This window comes from Hydrogenophaga sp. RWCD_12, assembly GCF_046604225.1.
Taxonomy (GTDB): domain Bacteria; phylum Pseudomonadota; class Gammaproteobacteria; order Burkholderiales; family Burkholderiaceae_C; genus Hydrogenophaga.
This window is the reverse complement of record NZ_JBKIXC010000004.1, coordinates 108,106-128,387: the sequence shown is the minus strand read 5'-3', so window position 1 is coordinate 128,387 and position 20,282 is coordinate 108,106. Positions and strand designations below refer to the sequence as shown.

Genomic DNA, 20,282 nt, shown 5'->3' with positions numbered 1-20,282 from the left:
CCCCACGCTCCGCCGCTGCGCGGGTCGCTGCCCCCCAAGGGGGCGCGAATCCAGCTTGGGGCGGCCCGGCGCTGGATTCATGGCCCCCGCGCTCCGTCGTGACGACCTCGCCGCTCAGCCCGCTTCGTACAGCTCCAGCGGCAGCCCATCCGGGTCGCTGAAGAAGGTGAAGCGCCGCCCGGTGTATTCGTCCACGCGCACCGGTTCTACCGCCACGCCCAGCGCCTCCAGCCGCGCCTTGCAGGCCGGTACATCCTCGACCACGAATGCCAGATGCCGCAGGCCTTGCGCTTCGGGGTAAGACGGGCGCAACGGTGCGCCGGGGAAGGAGAACAGCTCGACCTGCGAACCATCCGGGAGGCCGAGGTCCAGCTTCCAGGAATTGCGCGCTTCGCGGAAGTGCTCCGCGATCACTGTCAGGCCCAGGACCTCGGTGTAGAAGCGCTTCGAGCGATCGTAGTCGGCGCAGATGATGGCGGCGTGGTGGATGCGTTGGAGCATGGGAAGAGATGGGTTAGGGCTGGCGGCAGAATTCATCGGAGCGGCAAGCCCTGCTCCGCCAGAAACCGTTCCAGCGGCTCGGCAAGCAGCGCGGCACCCGCGGTGTTGAGATGGTCGCGGTCGCGGTACAGCATCGTGCTCTCCCGGATTGGCGAGCACCGCTCCCTACCGGGCGGACACAGCACGTCGAAACTGCGGAACACGTGCGCGTTGGCTTGATGCGCCAGTGCGCTCTCCAGGATCTGGTGCACCCGGCCGGCCAGTTGTGCCATGCGTTCGCGATCCTGTGTGCAGGCGCTGTTGGAAAAGGCAGGGCGCAGGCACACCGTGGCGTCCACAAACTCGAACATGGGCGGCGGTCCGATCACCAGCAGGTGCATCTGTTTCTTGTCCAGTTCGCGCGCGAGCTGGAGCAGCGCGTTCGACCATTGTTCGAGGTCGGCAAACAGTTGCATGGTTTCCCGCTTGAAATACAGGCGCGACACGACAAAGACGTCGCCGGGGCGGGCGCGTTCGTGGACCGACTGGAGGATGGGTTCTCTCGGTTCGAACACCGGACCTTTGTACGGGTACGGCTGGTTGGGGGTTTCGATCAGGTGCACGCCGACGCCGGTGGTGTCGTGCAGGCGGTAGAGCAGGCCTTGGAGGTGGCCTGCGTGACTGTCCCCCATGGCCCACAGTGTCCGGCCTGCCGGCGGGCGTGGCGGGAAGGTGCAAAGCTCCACGGTGTCGGCCAGAAACCGGCGCTCGCGGCCGTCGACCACACAGCGGGGGTTGAAGGCTTGGTCCTTGACCGGCAGGAACGCGGGTGGATTCACCAGGCCCGGGTCCACGGGCAGGAGCAGGCCCCGGTGCTGGGTGGCGAGCAAGAGGAGCGCCGCTGCTCCGGCCAGCGATGCGCCGAGACCGAAGGTCACCGGCAGGCGCCAGGGCCGATGCCGCAACGGAGACTCCACCCACCGGTAGGAGGCTTCGGCCAGCAGGAACATGGCGACCAGCAGCCAGACGGTGTTGGCTGGCGTGATGCCGACCGACCAGCGCGCCAGCAGCAGCACGCTCCAGTGCCATAGGTAGAGCGAATAGGAAATCAGCCCAACGTGGCGCAGCGGCGGCCAGGTCAGCGCCTTCATGCCCAGGCCCGCGGGGGCCACGAGCAGCAGACCGGTCAGCAACACCGCGACGGTGCTCGCAAGCACCAGTTGATCGGCTGAAATCCAGAGACAGGCGATCAGACCCAGCAGCGGAAGTGCGCCCAGGTGTGTCACAGCGCGCTGCATCCACGTCACCGCGGTGCTGTCCCGGCCCGCACACAGCAGGCAGCCCAGTCCGAGCTCCCAGAAGCGCAGCGGCGAAAAGAAATAGGCCGCCGCCGGGCGCGAGGCAAACACGTTCACGAAGGCCACATAGGACACCAGACTCAGCGCACCGACCACCACCGGCAGCACCCAGGCAGGCCGGCGCCCGCGGCCACCCGCCAGCAGCCAGAACAGCGACGGGTACAACAGATAGAACTGCTCTTCCACGCCCAAGGACCAGGTGTGCGTGAAGGCATTGGCCTGTGCAGCCGTGGCGAAATAGTCGATCGACTGCTGGTAAAGATAGAGGTTGGCGACACCAAAGAGGGCGCTGATGCCGGTCATCAGGCTGCTGCGCGGCTGCGGGTTCAGCACGCAGATGCACACGGCCGTGACGAGCACGCAGGCGAGCAGGGCCGGCAACAGCCGCTGGATGCGGCGCTGGAAAAAGCTCAGCAGGAAGCCGCCGAAGGCATCGCGCGGTCTGGAGAGCAGCGAGGCCGTGATCACGAAGCCGGAAATCACGAAGAAGACATCCACCCCCAGGAAACCCGAGGGCAGCCACGACGGGCTGAAGTGGTTGGCGATGACGGCCAGGACCGCGATCGCGCGCAGGCCGTCGATGTGGGCCTGGTAGGCGGCGGACTTCTGGTCGTGGGTGGGGCTGGTCATGCGGCCGCGGAGGAAGTGGCGGGGGCGATTGTCACCCCCACACCGCATCCAGCGCCCCCAGCGCCGCCGCGATGACCGGTTCCCCCACCCGCTCCGCGAGGCAGACAAACCCCAGATCGCATTCCAGCGCCACCTGGTCTGCGACGACCAGCCCATGCGCCTGCGCCTCGCGCATCGCGATCGCGTCGCGCACCAGGCTCAGGCCGACACCGCTCTTCACCAGATCGAGCATGGATGCCTCCTGATCCACCAGCGCGACGCGTCGGGGCTCCACGCCGGTGAGCGAGCCGGGGCCGAAGACGCGGCGCTGCAGGCGGTGGTGGGCGCTGGCCGGCGGGGTGGCGAGCCAGGGCAGGGCGGCGAGTGCCTTCCAGTCCTTGCCCTTGACCTGTGGCCCCCAGCCGGCGGGCGCCAGCACGCGGTAGGTGAAGCGGGTCAGGGCGCGCAGGTGGTAGGGCGGGCCGAGCGTGTCCTGCGGCAGATCGAGGAAGAAGCCGACGTCGAGTTCGCCGCGCGCGATGCGCGCCAGCACGTCGCCGCTCATGCCCTGTCCCAGTTCGGTGTGCACCTGCGGCGCGGTCTCGACCAGCTGCTTGAGGAAGGCGCCCAGGCGGGTGAACTCGGGGTCGAGGATGGTGCCGATGCGCAGCGTGCCGCGCACGGTCTGGTGCAGCGCGGCAGCGGCCTGGCCGAAATCGGAAAGAGCGGCGAGCGCGCGGTCGGCCAGCGGCAGCAGGGCAGCGCCGTCGCGCGTGAGCGCCATGCCCTGCGGCGTGCGGGTGAACAGTTGCAGGCCGGTCGCTTCGGCGAGGGTCTTGAGTTGCAGGCTGACCGCCGGCTGGCTCAGGTGCAGACGTTGCGCCGCGCGCGAGACATTGCCTTCGCGGGCGACGGCGACGAAGGCGCGCAGGGTCTGCGGGTCGGTGGCGGGAAGACGGGTGGGCGGGTGGGCGGCCATGCAGGTCGCATTATTGAGCCGGCTTATAAAGTGCCTTGGCCGATTTCATTGGGAAAACCACCTAGGTTCGGGCACAGTTTCGCGTCAGCCGGTCGGTCCATCATGAGCCCGGCCAATGAACCCGGCCCGAACAAGAACCGACGAGGAGACGCCCGCATGAGCGAGCACAACGCGACTTTCGACTACGTGATCATCGGCGGCGGCACGGCCGGCTGCCTGCTCGCCAACCGCCTCTCGGCCGACGCCAGCAAGCGCGTGCTGCTGATCGAGGCCGGCCGCAAGGACGACTACCACTGGATCCACATTCCGGTCGGTTACCTGTATTGCATCGGCAACCCGCGCACCGACTGGCTGTACCAGACCGAGGCAGACCCGGGCCTGAACGGACGGAAGCTGCGCTACCCGCGCGGCAAGACGCTGGGCGGGTGCTCCAGCATCAACGGGATGATCTACATGCGCGGCCAGGCGCGCGACTACGACCAGTGGGCGCAGCTGACCGGCAACGGAGAGTGGGCCTGGGACAACGCGCTGCCCTACTTCAAGTTGCACGAAGACCACTACAAGGGCGCAAGCGCGCTGCACGGTGCCAAGGGCAGCCCGTCCGAGCTGCTCGCCCATCCTGCGACGGCAGAGGAAGACCTGTGGCGGCACACGCTGCGGCACCACCAGGCCGGGGGCGAATGGCGCATCGAGAAGCAGCGCCTGCGCTGGGACATCCTCGACGCGTTCGCTCAGGCGGCGGTGCAGGCCGGCATTCCGGCGACCGACGATTTCAACCGCGGCAACAACGAGGGTGTGGGCTACTTCGAGGTGAACCAGAAGGCCGGCTGGCGCTGGAACGCCGCCAAGGCGTTCGTGCGGCCGACCTGTTACGCGCGGCCCAACTTCGAGCTGTGGACCTCGGCACAGGTGGCGAAGCTGGTCACCGAGCCGCAGGCCGACGGCACGCTGCGCTGCACCGGAGTGCAGGTCTGGAGCGGGCAGGAGATGGTGACCGCGACCGCGGCGCAGGAGGTGATCCTGAGCGCGGGCAGCATCGGCTCGGTGCAGATCCTGCAGCTCTCGGGCATCGGCCCGGGCGCGCTGTTGCAGCAGCACGGCATCGACGTGGCCAAAGACCTGCCCGGCGTGGGCGAGAACCTGCAGGACCACCTGCAGATCCGCTCGGTCTACAAGGTGCAGGGCGCGAAGACCCTGAACACGCTGGCGAACTCGCTCTGGGGCAAGGCGGCGATCGGACTGGAGTACGCGCTCAAGCGGAGCGGGCCGATGAGCATGTCGCCCAGCCAGCTCGGTGCGTTCACGAAAAGCGATCCGTCGCAGCCGCACGCCAACATCGAGTACCACGTCCAGCCGCTCTCGCTCGACGCCTTCGGCGAACCGCTGCACGGCTTCCCCGCGTTCACGGCCAGCGTCTGCAACCTCAACCCGACCAGCCGCGGCCATGTGCGCATCCGCAGCCCGCGCTTCGAGGACGCGCCGGCCATCGCGCCCAACTACCTGAGCACCGCAGAAGACCGCCAGGTCGCGGCCGACAGCCTGCGCGTCACGCGGCGCATCGTCGACCAGCCCGCGATGGCCAAGTACAAGCCGCAGGAGTTCAAGCCGGGTGTGCAGTACCAGAGCGACGAAGACCTCGCGCGCCTGGCCGGCGACATCGCCAGCACCATCTTCCACCCGGTGGGGACGACGAAGATGGGGCAGGACGACGACCCGATGGCGGTGGTGGACAGCCACCTGCGTGTGCGCGGCGTCGCCGGGTTGCGGGTGGTCGATGCCGGCGTGATGCCGACCATCACCAGCGGCAACACCAACTCGCCGACGCTGATGATCGCGGAGAAGGCGGCGCGCTGGATCATTGCCGAGCGCCGGTGATACCCTCGCGATCGTTCACGCCGAACGGTTGCCCAGGGATCACCACCATGCGTCTCACCCGCCATCTGCTGCCTGGCCTCTGTCTCGCGCTGGCCGCTGTTGCGGCACCCGCCGCGGACGTCGACTGGCCCACGCACGGGCTCGACGCCCAGTCGACGCGCCATTCGCCGCTGGCCGACATCGACCAGGGCAACGTGTCTCGGCTCACCGAAGCCTGGACCTTCCGCTCGGGTGTGAAGGGCACCTTCCAGGCCACGCCGGTGGTGGTCGACGGACGCATGTTCGTCGGTCTGCCGTCGAGCCACGTGGTGGCGCTCGATGCGCGCACCGGGCAGGAACTCTGGCGCTACCGCCACCAGACCCGACCCGGCTTCAAGCCCTGCTGCGGGCCGGCCAACCGCGGCGTTGCGGTGGCCGAAGGCAAGGTGTTTCTCGGCGCGCTGGATGCCCGGCTGATCGCACTCGACGCCGCGACCGGCCAGGTGCTGTGGGACACCGATGTCGCGCGCCAGGCCGACAGCGACGTGGACACCACCGCGATGGCGACCTCGATGAGCGACGTGGTGCGCGCGGGCGATGCGCTGGCGCGCCAGTCGGTCACCGGCGGCCAGGGCATCGGCATCGGCATGGCGCCGCTGGTGGCGGGCAAGCGCGTCATCGTCGGCACCAACGGCGCGGGCTATGGCGTGCACACCGAAGGCGCAGTCATCGGTGCGGAAGACCAGCGCGCGCCCAGCGCCGTGATGGCGGCGTTCGACATCGACACCGGCAAGCCTCTGTGGCGCTTCCGGGTCACCGGGCCGGGCTGGGAAGGCCCGATGCGCGCCACCACGGCCGACCACCTGCCGGTGTACCGCGAGATTGCGCAGGAGCGCCGCGCGCTGCCGAAGCACAAAGAGGCCTGGCGCCACGGTGGCGGCTCGCTGTACAGCACGCCGGCCTGGGACCCGGCGCGCGACTGGATCTTCTTTGGCACTGGCAACCCGGCGCCGAACATGGAAGGCGACACCCGCCCCGGCGACAACCTGCACACCTCGTCGCTGGTCGCGCTGGACGCGCGCACCGGCCGCCTGGTCTGGTACCACCAGCAGGTGCCGCACGACCTCTGGGGCTACGACGTGGCCAGCACGCCGGTGCTCTTCGATCTGAAGCAGGGCGGACGCACGCGGCCGGCTGTGGCGCAGCCGAGCAAGCTGGGCTGGGTCTATGTGTACGACCGGGCCAGCGGCCGACTGCTGTTCCGCTCCGACCGCTTCGTGCCGCAGTCCAACTTCATGGCCCGTGCGAACGAGAGCGGCGTGGTGCTGGCGCCGGGCATCGCTGGCGGCGCCAACTGGTCGCCCTCGGCCTACGACGCCGCCAGCGGTCAGCTGGTGGTGCCGGGCATCGACATGCCCACGCGCTACCGCCGCGGCACCTCGCCCTCGGGCATCGCCTTCGTCGCGACCGAGTTCGCCGAGAAGCGGCGCGGCACCCTGACCGCGCTCGACCTGCAGCACGGCGGCCGCCTGCGGTGGCAGCGCCAGCTGGACGAACCGGCCATTGGGGGCCTGCTCAGCACCGCGGGTGGTCTGCTGTTCACCGGCATCGGCGACCGCACGTTTGCCGCGCTGGACGCGCGCACTGGCGACACGCTGTGGCAATCGAAGCGCAGCGCCGGTGTCAATGCGCCGCCCATCACCTACCGCGTCGGGGCACAGCAGTTCATCGCGGTGGCCGTTGGCGGCAATTCGCTGTTCGGCATGCCCACGGGCGACGAGCTGGCGGTGTTCCGGCTGCCGGACTGAGCCGGCGCGCGGGCGGGTCTGTGTCGCCCAGGTAAAGATCCGGAAAGATGCCGACACAGCGGCGCCGGCCGGTGCCGCCCTGCCTACACTGACGCCCTGCGGTCGCCTTCCGGGGCGCCGCCTTGCCTGCGCCACCATGTCCGAATCTGCCGCTTCCCCCTTTCCTGTGCGCTGCCTGCTGGTCGACGACGACCCCGGCATCCGCGAACTGCTCACCGGTTTCCTGCAACCCTTCGGCATGCGGCTGGAAGCTGTGGCCGACGGCGACGGCATGCGCCGGCGCCTGCCGGCCTCGGACATCGATGTGCTGCTGCTGGACGTGATGCTGCCCGGCGAGAGCGGGCTGGACCTGTGCCAGTGGGTCAAGCGCGAACAGCCCGGCCTGCCGGTGATCATGCTGACCGCGCAGGGCGACACGCTTTCGCGCGTGCTGGGTCTGGAGCTGGGCGCCGACGACTACCTGCCCAAGCCTTTCGAGCCGCGCGAGCTGGTGGCGCGCATCCGCGCCGTGCTGCGCAGCGTGGGCACCAGTGCGGCGCCTGCGCAGGCGGTGGGCCGGGTGCGAATCGGGGCCTGGAGCTTCGACCGCGTGCAGCGCCGGCTCTACGACCCCGAGGGCGTGATGGTGCCGCTGTCGGCGGCCGAGTACCGGCTGCTGGTCGCCTTCGTCGACCACCCGGACGTTGCCCTGTCGCGCGACCGCCTGCTGGAGCTGACACGGGCGCCCGGCGTCGACGCCAACGAGCGCAGCATCGACCTCGCGGTCTCGCGGCTGCGCGGCAAGCTCGGTGAACCCGACGCGCAGAACGGCATGATCCGCACGCTGCGCGGCACCGGCTACCTGTTTGCACCCCGGAGGGCCGCATGAGCCTGGCCGCACTGCGCGAGCGGCTGCGCCGCATCGACACCCTGTTCCTGCGCCTGTTCCTGCTGATGTGGGTGACGCTGGTGATCAGCAACCTGGTGGCGTTTTCGGTGGCTTCGCCGTTCGGCACCAGCTGGATGGGCCGCCTGTCGACCGAGGGCGCCGCCGCCCTGCCGCCGCTGCCGTCGTTGCCGCCCGATGGCCTGGTGGACATGCCGCACGGACCACCGGCGAAACCGGGTCATGACCACCGGCCGAACCTTGCCGGCTGGCCAGCGCCGGACGGACGCAGCAGCGACGGCGTGCGAGACAGCGACGGCTGGCCGGTGATGCCCGCGCGCAGCCTGTGGCTGGACTACCTGCTGCGCGCCCTGCTGATCGGCGTCGGTGCGGCGATCGGCGCGCGCTGGCTGTCGGCGCCGATGCGGCGTCTGGCGCTGGCCTCGGGCACGCTTTCCCAAGGGCTGGCCGAGGGGCGCGATCCGCCGGCGCTGGACGAGCGGCTCGGCACGGTCGAGGTGCGCGACTCGGCGCACGCCTTCAACACCATGGCCCGTGCGCTCAAGCACCAGTTCGAGCAGCACGGCCTGCACATGGCAGCGGTCTCGCACGACCTGCGCACGCCGCTGACACGCCTGCGCCTGAGGCTGGAGCAGCTGCCGCCGGAGACCGCGCAGGCGGCGGCGCAGGACATCCGCGCCATGGACGAACTGATCGACGCTTCGCTGGCGGTGGTGCGCGAACAGGCGACCGCGATGCCGCCGGCGCTGATGGACCTGGGCGCGATGCTGCAGTCGCTGACCGACGACCGCGCCGAGCTGGGGCAGCCGGTATCGCTGGCAGATCGCCTCGAAGGAGCCGCTCCGCTGCGGGTGTGCGCGCGCCCGGCCTCGCTGCGCCGCATCGTGGGCAACCTGGTCGACAACGCGCTGCGCTACGGGCATTGCGCGCGGCTGTCCGCGCAGGAGGGCGAGGGCGGCGTGGTGGTGTCGGTCGAGGACGAAGGGCCGGGCATTGCGCCTGGACAGTTGCAGCGGGTGATGCAGCCCTGGGTGCGACTGCAGGCGGAAGGAGCACCCGGCGAGCCCGATGGAAGGCCAACCGGCAGCGGCCTGGGTCTGGCGATCGCGCTCGACCTGGCGCAGCGCGAGGGCGGCCGCCTGAGCCTGGAGAACCGGGCCGAAGGCGGGCTGCGCGCCAGGCTCTGGCTGCCGCTGGCCTGAGGACCTGAGCGGCGGGGTGCCGGCCGCGTCTGTGTCGGTGCAGAAACAATCTGCCGACGGCGGATTCACACGCGCGGCCCAGCATCCGGGGCATGAAACTCGCACCGCTGAACTTTGCCGTCCGCTCCCACCTTCCGCTGCCGCTGCCGCACGAACCGGTGCTGCTGCAGGTTCAGCGAACGCCGCGGCCCTATCCACTCAAGGAGTTCGTCCAGGCCTCGCCCGCGCGGGACAGCGATCTCGCCCGCGAAAGCCCCGGTGTGCCGCTGACGCTGGCGCTGCGCCTGCAGGACGCGCAGGGCCAGGCGATCCGGCGCGCCGCCGTCTATGTCTGGCACTACGACCCCTGCTGCTGGACGCTGGACGTGCAGGACGATGACCTGCGCACTGTCGCGCTCATGCGCGGCGTGCAGGTCAGCGACGAACACGGTGACCTGGTGTTCCACACCGTCTACCCGGGCCGCTACCTGGACAACAGCGTGCCGGTCTACCTGCGGGTCTATTTCAACGACGGGCGCCATGTGCTGGCCCGTGCCGAAGGCTGCCTGCTGCTGCCCGCGCAGCCGGCCGATGTCGCCAGCGAACTGCAGATCGCCCCCGCTGTGCTGCCGACCCTGCGCAAGCCGCTCCCGCTCGATGCGCAGTCGGCGCTGAGCCTGCGGCCCGACCGCGTGGTGGCCGACCCGCAGGGCGGCGGCCTGCGCGCCGAGCTGACGCTGCGCATCGACCTCGACAGCACGCCCAGAACCCATTGATCCGCCACGCAGAGGAGACACCCATGCACGAACACGGTCTGAGACACGACATGAACGTCCTGATGCAGCAGACGCTGGACCGCCGCCGCGGCCTGCGCTGGCTCGGGGGTGCGGCGCTGGGCGCGGTGGCCCCGCTGTCGCTGCTGGCCTGTGGCGGCGGCTCGGACGACGATGGTTCGACCGCATCGACCGACGGCGGCAGCTGCAGCGTGATTCCGACCGAGACCGCCGGTCCGTACCCGGCCGACGGCAGCGTCGCGTCGGGCCAGCGGCAGAACGCACTCACGCTTTCGGGCATCGTGCGCAGCGACATCCGCTCCAGCATCGGCAACGCCAGCGGCACCGCGCTCGGCGTGCCGCTGACCGTGGTGCTCACACTGGTCAACGCGGGTTCGGCCTGCGAGGCCCTGGCCGGCCGTGCGGTCTACCTGTGGCATTGCACGCGTGACGGAGGCTACTCGATGTATTCGGGAGGCCACACGCAGGAAAACTACCTGCGCGGCATCCAGGTCAGCGACAGCAACGGCCAGGTCACGTTCACCACCATCTTCCCGGGCTGCTACAGCGGCCGCTGGCCGCACATCCACTTCGAGGTCTACCAGTCGCTGGACATCGCGACCGACGATTCGGTCGTGAGCGACCACGGCAAGGTGTCGCAGCTGGCCCTGCCGGCAATTGCGTGCGACCAGATCTACGGCGTGGCTGCCGGCTATTCGGCGAGCGTGGCGAACTACGCCAATATCTCGCTGGCCAGCGACGGTGTGTTCGGCAACGACAGTGCCGCGCACCAGGTCGCGACCATGACCGGCAGCGTGGATGCGGGCTACACCGCCCGCCTCACGGTCGGGTTGGCGATCTGAAGCGGATGTTTCGACGCCGGGCCGCCCCAAGGCGAAACGCGCCCCCTCGGGGGGCAGCGACCCGCGTAGCGGCGGAGCGCGGGGGCCGACCTACCCCCTCAGTCTTCCGATGTAGCGGGTGCTGAGGTCGACCGATGTGGATGCGGTCAATGGTGCTGGGGCAGACACTGGAACGGCCTTGCGCACCGGGATCACCAGCGACTCGAGCCGGTCGGCCAGAGGCAGCAGGTCTGCATGACCGTCTTCGCTCGCGCGCTCGCGTGCAAACGCGACGATGGCCTGTGCGTACTCCGCGTTGTGCACCATCCATTCCGTGTCCGTCACGCGGCCGGTCTTGCGCCGCAACAGCACGTGCAGATGCGCGGCCGCGGCGAATGCATCGTTTTGCGACATGGGTTCTTTCTTTTCCAACGACGCACAGGACTCAGCATTTCCCGTGCCACGCTGCTGCGCAGGGTCCGCGGGCCCAGCCTGCACCAGCGGGGGGATGCGCGGCCTGTCACGACACGTTTTCGGTGCAGGCGCGGCGCAACAGGGCCTCGAAGTCGCGCGCGAACCGCGCGGCGTCGAACAGCGGGCTGCTGCGCGCCGTGTCGCGCAGCGAGCGCCGCAGATGGCGCAGCGTGGCGAGCGTGCCGGCGCGGTCGTTGGCGAGTGCGATCGCGCGTTCGACGTACGCGTCATCGCTGTGGGTCACCCAGGCGTCAAGGCCGACCTGGTGCAGCATGGCCTGGCCCTGGCGGCCGAGCATGCCCGGCGTCGCCAGGGCCAGCGTGGGCACGCCCATCCAGATCGCCTCGGCGGTGGTGGTGCCACCGGGGTAGGGGAAGGTGTCGAGCAGCACGTCGATGTCGCCATAGCCCGCGAGGTAGTCGGCGCGCGAACGCGGCAGGCCCAGCGTGAGGCGCGAGCGGTCGATGCCGCTGGCGTCCAGCCGCGCCTCGAACACCGCGCGCACCTCGGGCTGTGACAGCTGCCGGCCCTGGATCAGCAGTGTGGCGTGCGGTGCGCCATCGAGGATGCGTTTCCAGGCGGCGAGCACGCGCACGTTGATCTTGTTCAGATCCTGAAGGCAGGCGAAGCGCAGGCCGTTGCCTTTGGACAGCGGCGGCTCTGCGGTTGGCAGGGGCGCATCGGCCGGCGCCGTCAGACACAGCCGGGTGTGCGGCATGCGCAGCACGCGCTCGGAGAAGAAACGTTGCTCACCCTCTGGCACGCAGTGCGGGTCGGCGATCACGCCGTCGACCTCGGGCAGTCCGAGGCTGCCGAAGTAACCCAGCCACTGCAACTGCAACGGCGCGGGACGCATCAGGTGCAGGCCCGGGCGGCCGTGGCTGGTGAAGCCCGAGAGGTCCAGCAGCACGTCGAGCCGGTCGTCCGCGATGCGCTGCGCCAACGCCGCGTCGCTCAGGCCGTGCACTTTGCGCCAGGTGTGCGTGTGCTGTTGAAGGCGCTGACTGACCGCGTCGTGGCGCGGATCGCCCGAGTAGGCGAAGAGCTGCACGCCGCGGGCGTGCAGGGCCACCACCACCGACTCCAGAAAGTAGGCGACTGGGTGGTTGCGCAGGTCGCCCGAGACCAGGCCGACGCGCAGGTGTTCGCCCGGCGCGCGCGCGGCGGCCGCAGGGCGGGTCAGCTTCGTGCGGCGCAGGCCGCTCTGGTGCACCGCCTGCCAGGCGCGCAACGCATCGAGGTCGGGCGCTGGCAGGTAATGGCTGCAGAAAGCGTAGGCGCCGAACGAGGTCATGTGCGCCGGGTCGCGCGCGATCGCCTGCCGGTAAGAGCTCAGCGCGCCTTCGGTGTCGAGCAGGTCCTGCTGCATCAGCGCGATCTCGCTGTGCAGCAGCGCCGATGTGTCGTGGTCTTTGAGTGCGGGCGTGAGCACGGCCAGCGCCTGCCGCGGCAGCTGGAACGGGCGCTGCAGCAGCTTGGCCAGCGTCAGGCGCGGCTGCAGCTGTTCGGGCCAGCGCCGCACCACCGTCTCCAGCACCGTGCGCGCTTCGGCGAACTTCTCCTGGTGGCGCAGCACGGCGCCCAGCCGGTACTGCTGGGTCGCGTCGTCCGGGTGGTCGCGCACCAGTTCCGCCATCAGCGGCGCGGCTTCGTTCCAGCGTTCGCGGTGGTAGAGCAGGGCGGCCATGGCCTGGCGCAGGCCGTCGGCCTTGGGGTCGCGCGCCAGCAGGCTGCGCAGCGTCTGTTCGGCCGCGTCCATCTGGCCGTCGGCGACCAGCTGGTTGAAGCGACGGATGCCGTCGACCGTGCTCTCGCCCGCGCCGACGCCGCACTCGCGCCGCAGCAGCGCGGCGAAGTCGCGCGCGAAGCCGTCGGCGTCGAACAGCGGGCTCACGCGTGCGGTCTGGCGCAGCGTGCGCCGCAGATGGCGCAGCGCGTCCAGGGTGCCGTTGCGGTCGTTGGCCAGCGAGATCGCGCGTTGCACGTAGGCGTCGTCGCTGTGGGTGATCCAGCCTCCCAGCCCGACCAGATGCAGCATCGCCTGGCCCTGGCGGCCGAGCATGCCGGGTGTGGCCAGCGTGAGCGTGGGCACACCCATCCAGATCGCTTCGGCGGTGGTGGTGCCCCCCGGGTAGGGGAAGGTGTCGAGCAGCACGTCGACCTCGGCGTGGCCGGCGAGGAAGCGGGCGCGCGAACGCGGGCGATCGAGCGTGACGCGCGCGAGGTCGATACCGCTGTCTTTGAGCCGCGCCTCGAACACCGCGCGCACCTCGGGCTGGGCCAGCTGGCGGCCGCGCAGCAACAGGGTGGCGTGTGGCGCGCCGTCGAGAATGCGCTTCCAGGCGGTGAGCACGCGGGCGTTGATTTTCCGCAGGTCCTGGAAGCAGGCAAAACGCAGGCCATCGCCCGAGGCCAGTGGCGGCTCGGGTGCGACCTCGGGCGCATCCACCGGTGGGCTCATGCACAGCCGGGTGTGTGGCATCGGGATCACGCGCTCGCTGAAGAAGCGCCGCTCACCCTCGGGGACGCAGTGCGGGTCGGTGATCACGCCGTCGATCTCGGGCACGCCCAGCGTGCCGAAGTAGCCCAGCCACGACAGCTGCAGCGGCGCGGGGCGCATCAGCAGCGTGCCCAGCCGGCTGTGCTGCGTGAAGCCGGCGAGGTCCAGCAGCACGTCCAGCCGGTCGTCGGCGATGCGGCGCGCGAGCGCGAGGTCGGTCAGAGGCGCGGCGTCGCACCAGTGGCCGATCAGGGCACGCACGCGGGCGGTGGCGGCGTCGTGGTCGCTGCCGGTCGCGTAGGCGAACAGTTCCACGCCCTGGCGGGGCAGTGCGGCCAGCACCGACTCCAGGAAGTAGGTGACCGGGTGGTCCTTGAAATCGCCCGACAGCAGCCCGACCCGCAGCGGCCGGTCGGCGCTGGCCGCGCGCGGCGTGGCCAGCGGCGCGACCGGCCTCGGCAACGCGGGCGCATGGTCCTGCAGCCACTGGCGCAGGGCGTCGAGGTCGGGCGCGGGCACGTGGTGCGCGCAGAAGCCGTAGGTGCAATAGGCCTCGATCGAGGCCGGGTCGAGCGTGATGGCGCGCTCGCAGGCGGCCAGCGCGCCCTCGGAATCGAGCAGGTCGTGGCGCGCGCGGCCGATGGCGAACTGCAGCGGGGCGTGGTTCGGGTGGGCGGGCAGCGCCGGGGTCAGCAGGGCCAGCGCGGACTGGGGCTGGTGGGCGTGGTGCTGCAGCAGCGTGGCCAGCGGCAGTCGGGCGGCCAGAAAGTCGGGCCAGCCGGCGACCAGCCGTTCGAGCAGCGCGCGGGCTTCGCCGTGGCGCTGCAGGGCGAGCAGCGACAGCGCGTGGCCGTGCAGGCAGCCGGGGTCGTTGGGCATTTCCTGCACCAGCGTGCGCCAGAGCGTTTCGGCCTCGGCGTGGCGGCGCTGGCCGGCGCGCAGCGCGGCCAGCGCCTGGCGCAGTGGCGGCACGCCCGGGTCCAGCGCCAGCAGCGCCATCAGCACCGGTTCGGCCGCGGCCAGGTCGCCGGCCTGCATCAGGGCATTGAAGTGCGCGACGCGCGCGGCCTTGTCGCCGGGCGCGGTCGCCGTGGTCCGTGGCACGGGCGGGTGGGGTGACGGGATCTGCCCGGCGATGGCGGCCACGCCTTCGGTGCAGGCGCGGCGCAGCAGGGCCTCGAAGTCGCGCGCGAAGGTCTCGGCGTCGAACAGCGGGCTCACGCGCGCGGTCTCGCGCAGCGTGGTGCGCAGGCGGCGCAGTGTGGCCAGGGTGCCTTCGCGGTCGTTGGCCAGCGAGATCGCGCGCTGCACATAGGCGTCGTCGCTGTGGGTGATCCAGTCGCCCAGGCCGACGTTGTGCAGCAGGGCCTGGCCCTGGCGGCCGAGCATGCCGGGGGTGGCCAGGGTCAGCGTGGGCACCCCCATCCAGATCGCCTCGGCGGTGGTGGTGCCGCCGGGGTAGGGGAAGGTGTCGAGCAGCACGTCGACGCCGCCGTAGCCCGCGAGGTATTCGGCGCGGCTACTGGGATTGCCCAGTTCGATGCGCGAGCGCGGGATGCCGCTGGCCTGCAGCCGGGCCTCGAAGGCTTCGCGCACGTCGGGCTGCGACAGCTGCCGCCCCTGGACCCGCAGCGTGGCGTGGGGCGCGCCGTCGAGGATGCGTTTCCAGGCGGCCAGCACCCGCTCATTGATCTTGTTGAGGTTCTGCAGGCAGGCGAAACGCAGCCCGGTGCCGGTCGCCAGCGGCGGCTCGGGCACCGGTTCCGGCGCGCCGACCGGTGGGCTCATGCACAGGCGGGTGTGCGGCAGGTAGAGCACGCGTTCGGTGAAGAAGCGCTGTTCGTCGGGCGGCACGCAGTGCGGGTCGGCGATCACGCCGTCCATCTCGGGCACGCCCTGGGTCCCGAAATAGCCCAGCCACGAGAGCTGCACGGGCGCCGGTTTCATCAGGAGCGTGGCCAGCCGGTGGTGGTTGGTGAAACCCGCGAGATCCAGCAGCACGTCCAGCCGGTCGTCGGCGATGCGCTGGGCCAGTTCGGGCTCGGACAGGGCCGCGACCGGGCGCCAGGTCGCGAACAGCGCAGCCAGCCGCTGGGTGGTGGCGTCGGCCTTGTCGCCGGTCGAGTAGGCGACCAGCTCGACCCCGCGCCGCTGCAGCGCCGTCAGCACCGATTCCAGAAAGTAGGCGACCGGGTGGTCGGACAGGTCGCCCGAGAGCAGTCCCACGCGCAGGCGCGCGCCGGGCGTGTGCGTGGCCGGGTGGGCCGGGGCGGGCGGGCGCTTGAGCCTCCTGGCGTGCGACTCGGTCCAGGCGCGCAGCGCGTCCAGGTCGGGCCGCGGCAGGTAGTGGGTGCAGAACGGGTAGGCGCTGAAGGCCTTGATGTGGCCCGGGTCGAGGTCGATCGCCTTCTGGTATGAGACCATCGCGCCCGCGGTGTCCAGCAGGTCCTGGCGCGCGCGCCCCATATTGAAATGCAGCGTGGCGTTGCCGCCGTGCCGTTCCAGGGCCGGTTCGAGCACCGCCAGCGCCTCGCGCGGGCGGCGGAACTCCTGGCGCAGCATGCCGGCCAGGTTCAGGCGCGCCAGCAGGTAGTCCGGCCAGCGCTCCACCACCGCGGTCAGGGCTTCGCGCGCCTGGCGGAAGCGCCGCAGCCGCGCCAGCGTGGCCGCGTGGCCGTGGGCGATGTCGGCATCGTCGGGCCGCAGGCGCCGCAGCTCGTCCCACAGCGCCTCGGCCTCTTTCCACTGCTGGCGGTGGAACAGCAGCTTGCCGCGCACGTGCCGCAGCTCGACCGACGCCGGGTCCTCGGCCGCCAGGGCGTCCAGTGCCTGTTCGGCGGCCACGAAGTCGCGCGCGTCGAGCAGGGCATCGGCCCGGGCCAGGCGGCTGGCGAAGCTCGATGGCAGGGAGATCCGGCCATTGAACGTGCCCTGGGCGGCCGAAATCACCGGCCCATCCTGCGCCACCTGCCGGCGCACGGGCGGACGGACCTGTCCGGTGATGACACGGACCGGCGGGGCGGCACGGGAGGTTGGGTCGTCGTTCATGGGCACAGGAGCTGGGATTGTCGGCGAACCGCCCGCCGGCCCCGCAGGGGCGCCCCATCCAAGGGAAAGCACCGATGCCCAAGTCTGGTGCGGGCCGTTACATTCCTGTCACTCGCAAACGGCGCCTGACGCCGCGACCGCGGGGGACCGAGGAGACAACCCAGTCCTATCAGAACAATCTCTCAGCGTCCCAAGAGATGCACCGAATCATCAGCCGACCCCTGCGGGTCGGCTTTTTTTTTGCCCTGACGGCCGGGACGGAGCTGTTTTTGTGGTGAAAGAATAACTTCCACTTTGTTCTGAAAAACGGAAGGTCATCTGGTACTCCCATCGGGGGATGGCCGCGGGTGGTGACGCTGCCTTGAAAAAAACTGTTACCTGACAGGGACTTGTAACGGTGTCTTGGTAGTTTCCCTTGGTGCTCCTGCGGTGGCCCGCGTATTGCAAACGGTCAAACACCTGCCTGTCCGGCGGGCCCCGGATCCGCCCCACCCCAGTCCAACGGAGACACCACAAGATGGAAACCTTCTACGAGGTCATGCGCCGCAAAGGCATCTCGCGCCGCAGTTTCATGAAGTACTGCTCGCTCACTGCCACCTCGCTGGGGCTGGCACCCTCCTTTGTGCCGCAGATTGCGCACGCGATGGAAAACAAGCCGCGCACCCCGGTGCTCTGGCTGCACGGTCTGGAATGCACCTGCTGCACCGAATCCTTCATCCGCTCGGCCCACCCGCTGGCCAAGGACGTGGTGCTCTCCATGATCTCGCTGGACTACGACGACACCCTGATGGCCGCTGCCGGTCACCAGGCCGAGGCGATCCTTGAAGAGATCATGACCAAGTACAAGGGTCAGTACATCCTCGCCGTCGAAGGCAATCCGCCGCTCAACGAAGACGGCATGTTCTGTATCCAGGGCGGCAAACCCTTCCTGGACAAGCTCAAGCACGTGGCGAAAGACGCCAAGGCCATCATCGCCTGGGGTTCCTGTGCTTCCTGGGGCTGCGTGCAGGCCGCCAAGCCCAACCCGACCCAGGCCACCCCGATCCACAAGGTCATCACCGACAAGCCCATCATCAAGGTGCCCGGCTGCCCGCCGATCCCCGAAGTGATGACCGGCGTGATCACCTACATGCTGACCTTCGACAAGATCCCCGAGCTGGACCGCCAGGGCCGCCCGAAGATGTTCTACAGCCAGCGCATCCACGACAAGTGCTACCGCCGTCCGCACTTCGACGCCGGCCAGTTCGTCGAAGCCTGGGACGACGAGTCCGCGCGCAAGGGCTACTGCCTCTACAAGGTCGGCTGCAAGGGCCCGACCACCTACAACGCCTGCTCGACCGTCATGTGGAACGAGGGCACCAGCTTCCCGATCAAGGCCGGCCACGGCTGCATCGGCTGCTCGGAAGACGGCTTCTGGGACAAGGGCTCGTTCTACGACCGCCTGACCACGATCCACCAGTTCGGCATCGAAGGCAACGCTGACCAGATCGGTGGCAAGGCCGCCGGTGTGGTGGGTGCCGCCGTCGCCGCCCACGCCGCCATCTCGGTGGCCAAGCGTGTGCGCGACACCTCGCGCGACAAAGCCAAAGCCGGCACCTCTCACAACGCCTGAAGCTAGAAGGACAAGACCATGGGTGCTTACGAAACACAGGGCTTCAAGCTCGACAACTCCGGCCGCCGAGTGGTGGTCGATCCGGTGTGCCGCATCGAGGGCCACATGCGCTGCGAGGTCAACCTCGACAGCAACAACGTGATCCGCAACGCGGTCTCGACCGGCACGATGTGGCGCGGTCTCGAAGTGATCCTCAAGGGCCGCGATCCGCGCGACGCCTGGGCCTTCGTGGAGCGCATCTGCGGCGTCTGCACGGGTTGCCACGCACTGACCTCGGTGCGTGCGGTGGAAGATGCCCTGGGCATCAAGATCCCGCTGAACGCCCACCTGATCCGCGAGATGATGGCCAAGACGCTGCAGGTTCACGACCATGCGGTGCACTTCTACCACCTGCATGCGCTCGACTGGGTCGACGTGGTGTCTGCCCTCAAGGCCGACCCGAAGAAGACCTCCGAGCTGCAACAGATGGTCTCGCCATCCCACCCGCTCTCGAGCCCCGGCTACTTCCGCGACGTGCAGAACCGTCTCAAGAAGTTCGTCGAGTCCGGCCAGCTGGGCCCGTTCTCCAACGGTTACTGGGGCTCCAAGGCCTATGTGCTGCCGCCCGAGGCCAACCTGATGGCCGTGACCCACTACCTGGAAGCGCTGGACCTGCAGAAGGAATGGGTCAAGGTGCACACCATCTTCGGTGGCAAGAACCCGCACCCGAACTACATGGTCGGCGGCGTGCCCTGCGCGATCAACCTCGACGGCGTCGGCGCCGCCGGAGCGCCCATCAACATGGAGCGCCTGAACTTCGTCGAAGCCCGCATCAAGGAGATGATCGAGTTCAACAACAACGTCTACATCCCGGACGTGCTGGCCATCGGCACCATCTACAAGCAGGCTGGCTGGCTCTACGGCGGCGGCCTGTCGGCCACCAACGTGGCCGACTACGGCACCTACGAGAAGGTGCCCTACGACCACAGCACCCAGCAGCTGCCTGGCGGCGTCATCCTCGGCGGCAACTGGGACAAGATCGAGCCGATCGACCCGCGCGACCCCGAGCAGGTGCAGGAGTTCGTGACCCACAGCTGGTACACCTACGGCAACGACGCCAAGGGCCTGCACCCCTGGGACGGCATCACCGAGCCGAACTACAAGCCCGAAGGCCCGAACTTCAAGGGCACGCGGACCAACATCGAGCAGCTCGACGAGTCGGCCAAGTACTCCTGGATCAAGTCGCCCCGCTGGCGCGGCCACGCGGTCGAGGTCGGTCCCCTCTCGCGCTACATCCTGGGCTATGCCCACGCGCTCAAGGGCAACAAGTACTGCCAGCGCGTCAAGGAGCAGCTGGAGAGCTCGGCCGTGGCCATCAACAGCGCCATTCCCAAGGCGCTGGGCCTGCCCGAGACCAACTACACGCTCAAGCAGATGCTGCCTTCGACCATCGGCCGCACGCTCGCCCGCGCCCTGGAAAGCCAGTACGCCGCCGAAATGATGATGGACGACTTCAAGCAGCTGGTCGCCAACATCAAGGCCGGCGACACCTCGACCGCCAACACCGAGAAGTGGGATCCCGCCACCTGGCCCAAGGAAGCCAAGGGCGTGGGCACGGTGGCCGCACCGCGCGGCATGCTGGGCCACTGGATCAAGATCAAGGACGGCAAGATTGAGAACTACCAGTGCGTGGTGCCCACGACCTGGAACGGTTCGCCGCGCGACGCCAAGGGCCAGATCGGTGCCTTCGAGGCTTCGCTGATGAACACCCCGATGGTCAATCCTGAGCAGCCGCTGGAAATCCTGCGCACCCTGCACAGCTTCGACCCCTGCCTGGCCTGCTCCACCCACGTGATGAGCGAAGAGGGTCAGGAAATGGCCCGCGTCACCGTGCGCTAA

Annotated in this window: 13 protein-coding genes; 8 read left to right on the top strand and 5 right to left on the bottom strand. The window is 69.6% G+C overall.

Annotated elements, in window-relative coordinates:
* Positions 1-114: 114 nt before the first annotated feature.
* Genes ACLIJ1_RS15985 through ACLIJ1_RS15975 form a run of 3 tightly spaced genes read right to left on the bottom strand, consistent with a single transcriptional unit; the run spans position 115 to position 3,426 of the window.
* Entirely contained in the window at positions 115-501 is a 387-nt protein-coding gene (locus ACLIJ1_RS15985; RefSeq protein WP_411366532.1) for a VOC family protein, read from the bottom strand.
* A gap of 32 nt (positions 502-533) precedes the next feature.
* Complete coding sequence (locus ACLIJ1_RS15980) at positions 534-2,468, bottom strand: acyltransferase family protein (protein WP_411366531.1); 1,935 nt, start codon at positions 2,466-2,468, stop codon at positions 534-536.
* 31 nt (positions 2,469-2,499) lie between these two features.
* A complete protein-coding gene (locus ACLIJ1_RS15975) occupies positions 2,500-3,426 on the bottom strand; it encodes a LysR family transcriptional regulator (protein WP_411366530.1) in 927 nt (308 codons plus the stop codon).
* 156 nt (positions 3,427-3,582) lie between these two features.
* Between ACLIJ1_RS15975 and ACLIJ1_RS15970 the strand changes: the two genes are divergently transcribed.
* From ACLIJ1_RS15970 to ACLIJ1_RS15945, 6 genes are all read left to right on the top strand, one after another.
* The gene (locus ACLIJ1_RS15970; RefSeq protein WP_411366529.1) at positions 3,583-5,301 is read left to right on the top strand and encodes a GMC family oxidoreductase; all 1,719 of its coding nucleotides are present in this window, start codon (positions 3,583-3,585) and stop codon (positions 5,299-5,301) included.
* Between the two features lie 47 nt (positions 5,302-5,348).
* Complete coding sequence (locus tag ACLIJ1_RS15965; RefSeq protein WP_411366528.1) at positions 5,349-7,088, top strand: pyrroloquinoline quinone-dependent dehydrogenase; 1,740 nt, start codon at positions 5,349-5,351, stop codon at positions 7,086-7,088.
* 136 nt (positions 7,089-7,224) lie between these two features.
* Complete coding sequence (locus ACLIJ1_RS15960; protein ID WP_411366527.1) at positions 7,225-7,956, top strand: response regulator; 732 nt, start codon at positions 7,225-7,227, stop codon at positions 7,954-7,956.
* Positions 7,953-9,176 carry an ATP-binding protein gene (locus ACLIJ1_RS15955; protein ID WP_411366526.1) on the top strand — a complete coding sequence of 408 codons (1,224 nt, stop codon included), beginning with the start codon at positions 7,953-7,955 and terminating at the stop codon, positions 9,174-9,176. Before ACLIJ1_RS15960 ends, ACLIJ1_RS15955 begins: the two co-directional genes overlap by 4 nt.
* Positions 9,177-9,268: 92 nt before the next feature.
* Positions 9,269-9,931 carry a hypothetical protein gene (locus ACLIJ1_RS15950; protein WP_411366525.1) on the top strand — a complete coding sequence of 221 codons (663 nt, stop codon included), beginning with the start codon at positions 9,269-9,271 and terminating at the stop codon, positions 9,929-9,931.
* Positions 9,932-9,954: 23 nt separating this feature from the next.
* Positions 9,955-10,791: an intradiol ring-cleavage dioxygenase gene (locus ACLIJ1_RS15945; protein ID WP_411366524.1), complete on the top strand. Its 837-nt coding sequence runs from the start codon at positions 9,955-9,957 to the stop codon at positions 10,789-10,791.
* A gap of 90 nt (positions 10,792-10,881) precedes the next feature.
* On the opposite strand, the gene ACLIJ1_RS15940 is transcribed toward ACLIJ1_RS15945, so the two are convergent.
* Complete coding sequence (locus tag ACLIJ1_RS15940; protein WP_411366523.1) at positions 10,882-11,184, bottom strand: hypothetical protein; 303 nt, start codon at positions 11,182-11,184, stop codon at positions 10,882-10,884.
* A 106-nt stretch (positions 11,185-11,290) separates the two neighbouring features.
* Complete coding sequence (locus ACLIJ1_RS15935) at positions 11,291-16,792, bottom strand: tetratricopeptide repeat protein (RefSeq protein ID WP_411366522.1); 5,502 nt, start codon at positions 16,790-16,792, stop codon at positions 11,291-11,293.
* A gap of 517 nt (positions 16,793-17,309) precedes the next feature.
* On the opposite strand from ACLIJ1_RS15935, the gene ACLIJ1_RS15930 reads away from it, so the two are divergent.
* On the top strand, positions 17,310-18,404 hold the full coding sequence (locus ACLIJ1_RS15930) for a hydrogenase small subunit (protein WP_411366521.1): 1,095 nt from the start codon (positions 17,310-17,312) through the stop codon (positions 18,402-18,404).
* 18 nt (positions 18,405-18,422) lie between these two features.
* Positions 18,423-20,282: a nickel-dependent hydrogenase large subunit gene (locus tag ACLIJ1_RS15925; RefSeq protein WP_411366520.1), complete on the top strand. Its 1,860-nt coding sequence runs from the start codon at positions 18,423-18,425 to the stop codon at positions 20,280-20,282.

Excerpts from the sequence above, each read along its gene's own strand:
- ACLIJ1_RS15985 (WP_411366532.1), bottom strand. The coding sequence starts at position 501 with ATGCTCCAACGCATCCACCACGCCGCCATCATCTGCGCCGACTACGAT.
- ACLIJ1_RS15980 (WP_411366531.1), bottom strand. The coding sequence starts at position 2,468 with ATGACCAGCCCCACCCACGACCAGAAGTCCGCCGCCTACCAGGCCCAC.
- ACLIJ1_RS15975 (WP_411366530.1), bottom strand. The coding sequence starts at position 3,426 with ATGGCCGCCCACCCGCCCACCCGTCTTCCCGCCACCGACCCGCAGACC.
- ACLIJ1_RS15970 (WP_411366529.1), top strand. The coding sequence starts at position 3,583 with ATGAGCGAGCACAACGCGACTTTCGACTACGTGATCATCGGCGGCGGC.
- ACLIJ1_RS15965 (WP_411366528.1), top strand. The coding sequence starts at position 5,349 with ATGCGTCTCACCCGCCATCTGCTGCCTGGCCTCTGTCTCGCGCTGGCC.
- ACLIJ1_RS15960 (WP_411366527.1), top strand. The coding sequence starts at position 7,225 with ATGTCCGAATCTGCCGCTTCCCCCTTTCCTGTGCGCTGCCTGCTGGTC.
- ACLIJ1_RS15955 (WP_411366526.1), top strand. The coding sequence starts at position 7,953 with ATGAGCCTGGCCGCACTGCGCGAGCGGCTGCGCCGCATCGACACCCTG.
- ACLIJ1_RS15950 (WP_411366525.1), top strand. The coding sequence starts at position 9,269 with ATGAAACTCGCACCGCTGAACTTTGCCGTCCGCTCCCACCTTCCGCTG.
- ACLIJ1_RS15945 (WP_411366524.1), top strand. The coding sequence starts at position 9,955 with ATGCACGAACACGGTCTGAGACACGACATGAACGTCCTGATGCAGCAG.
- ACLIJ1_RS15940 (WP_411366523.1), bottom strand. The coding sequence starts at position 11,184 with ATGTCGCAAAACGATGCATTCGCCGCGGCCGCGCATCTGCACGTGCTG.
- ACLIJ1_RS15935 (WP_411366522.1), bottom strand. The coding sequence starts at position 16,792 with ATGAACGACGACCCAACCTCCCGTGCCGCCCCGCCGGTCCGTGTCATC.
- ACLIJ1_RS15930 (WP_411366521.1), top strand. The coding sequence starts at position 17,310 with ATGGAAACCTTCTACGAGGTCATGCGCCGCAAAGGCATCTCGCGCCGC.
- ACLIJ1_RS15925 (WP_411366520.1), top strand. The coding sequence starts at position 18,423 with ATGGGTGCTTACGAAACACAGGGCTTCAAGCTCGACAACTCCGGCCGC.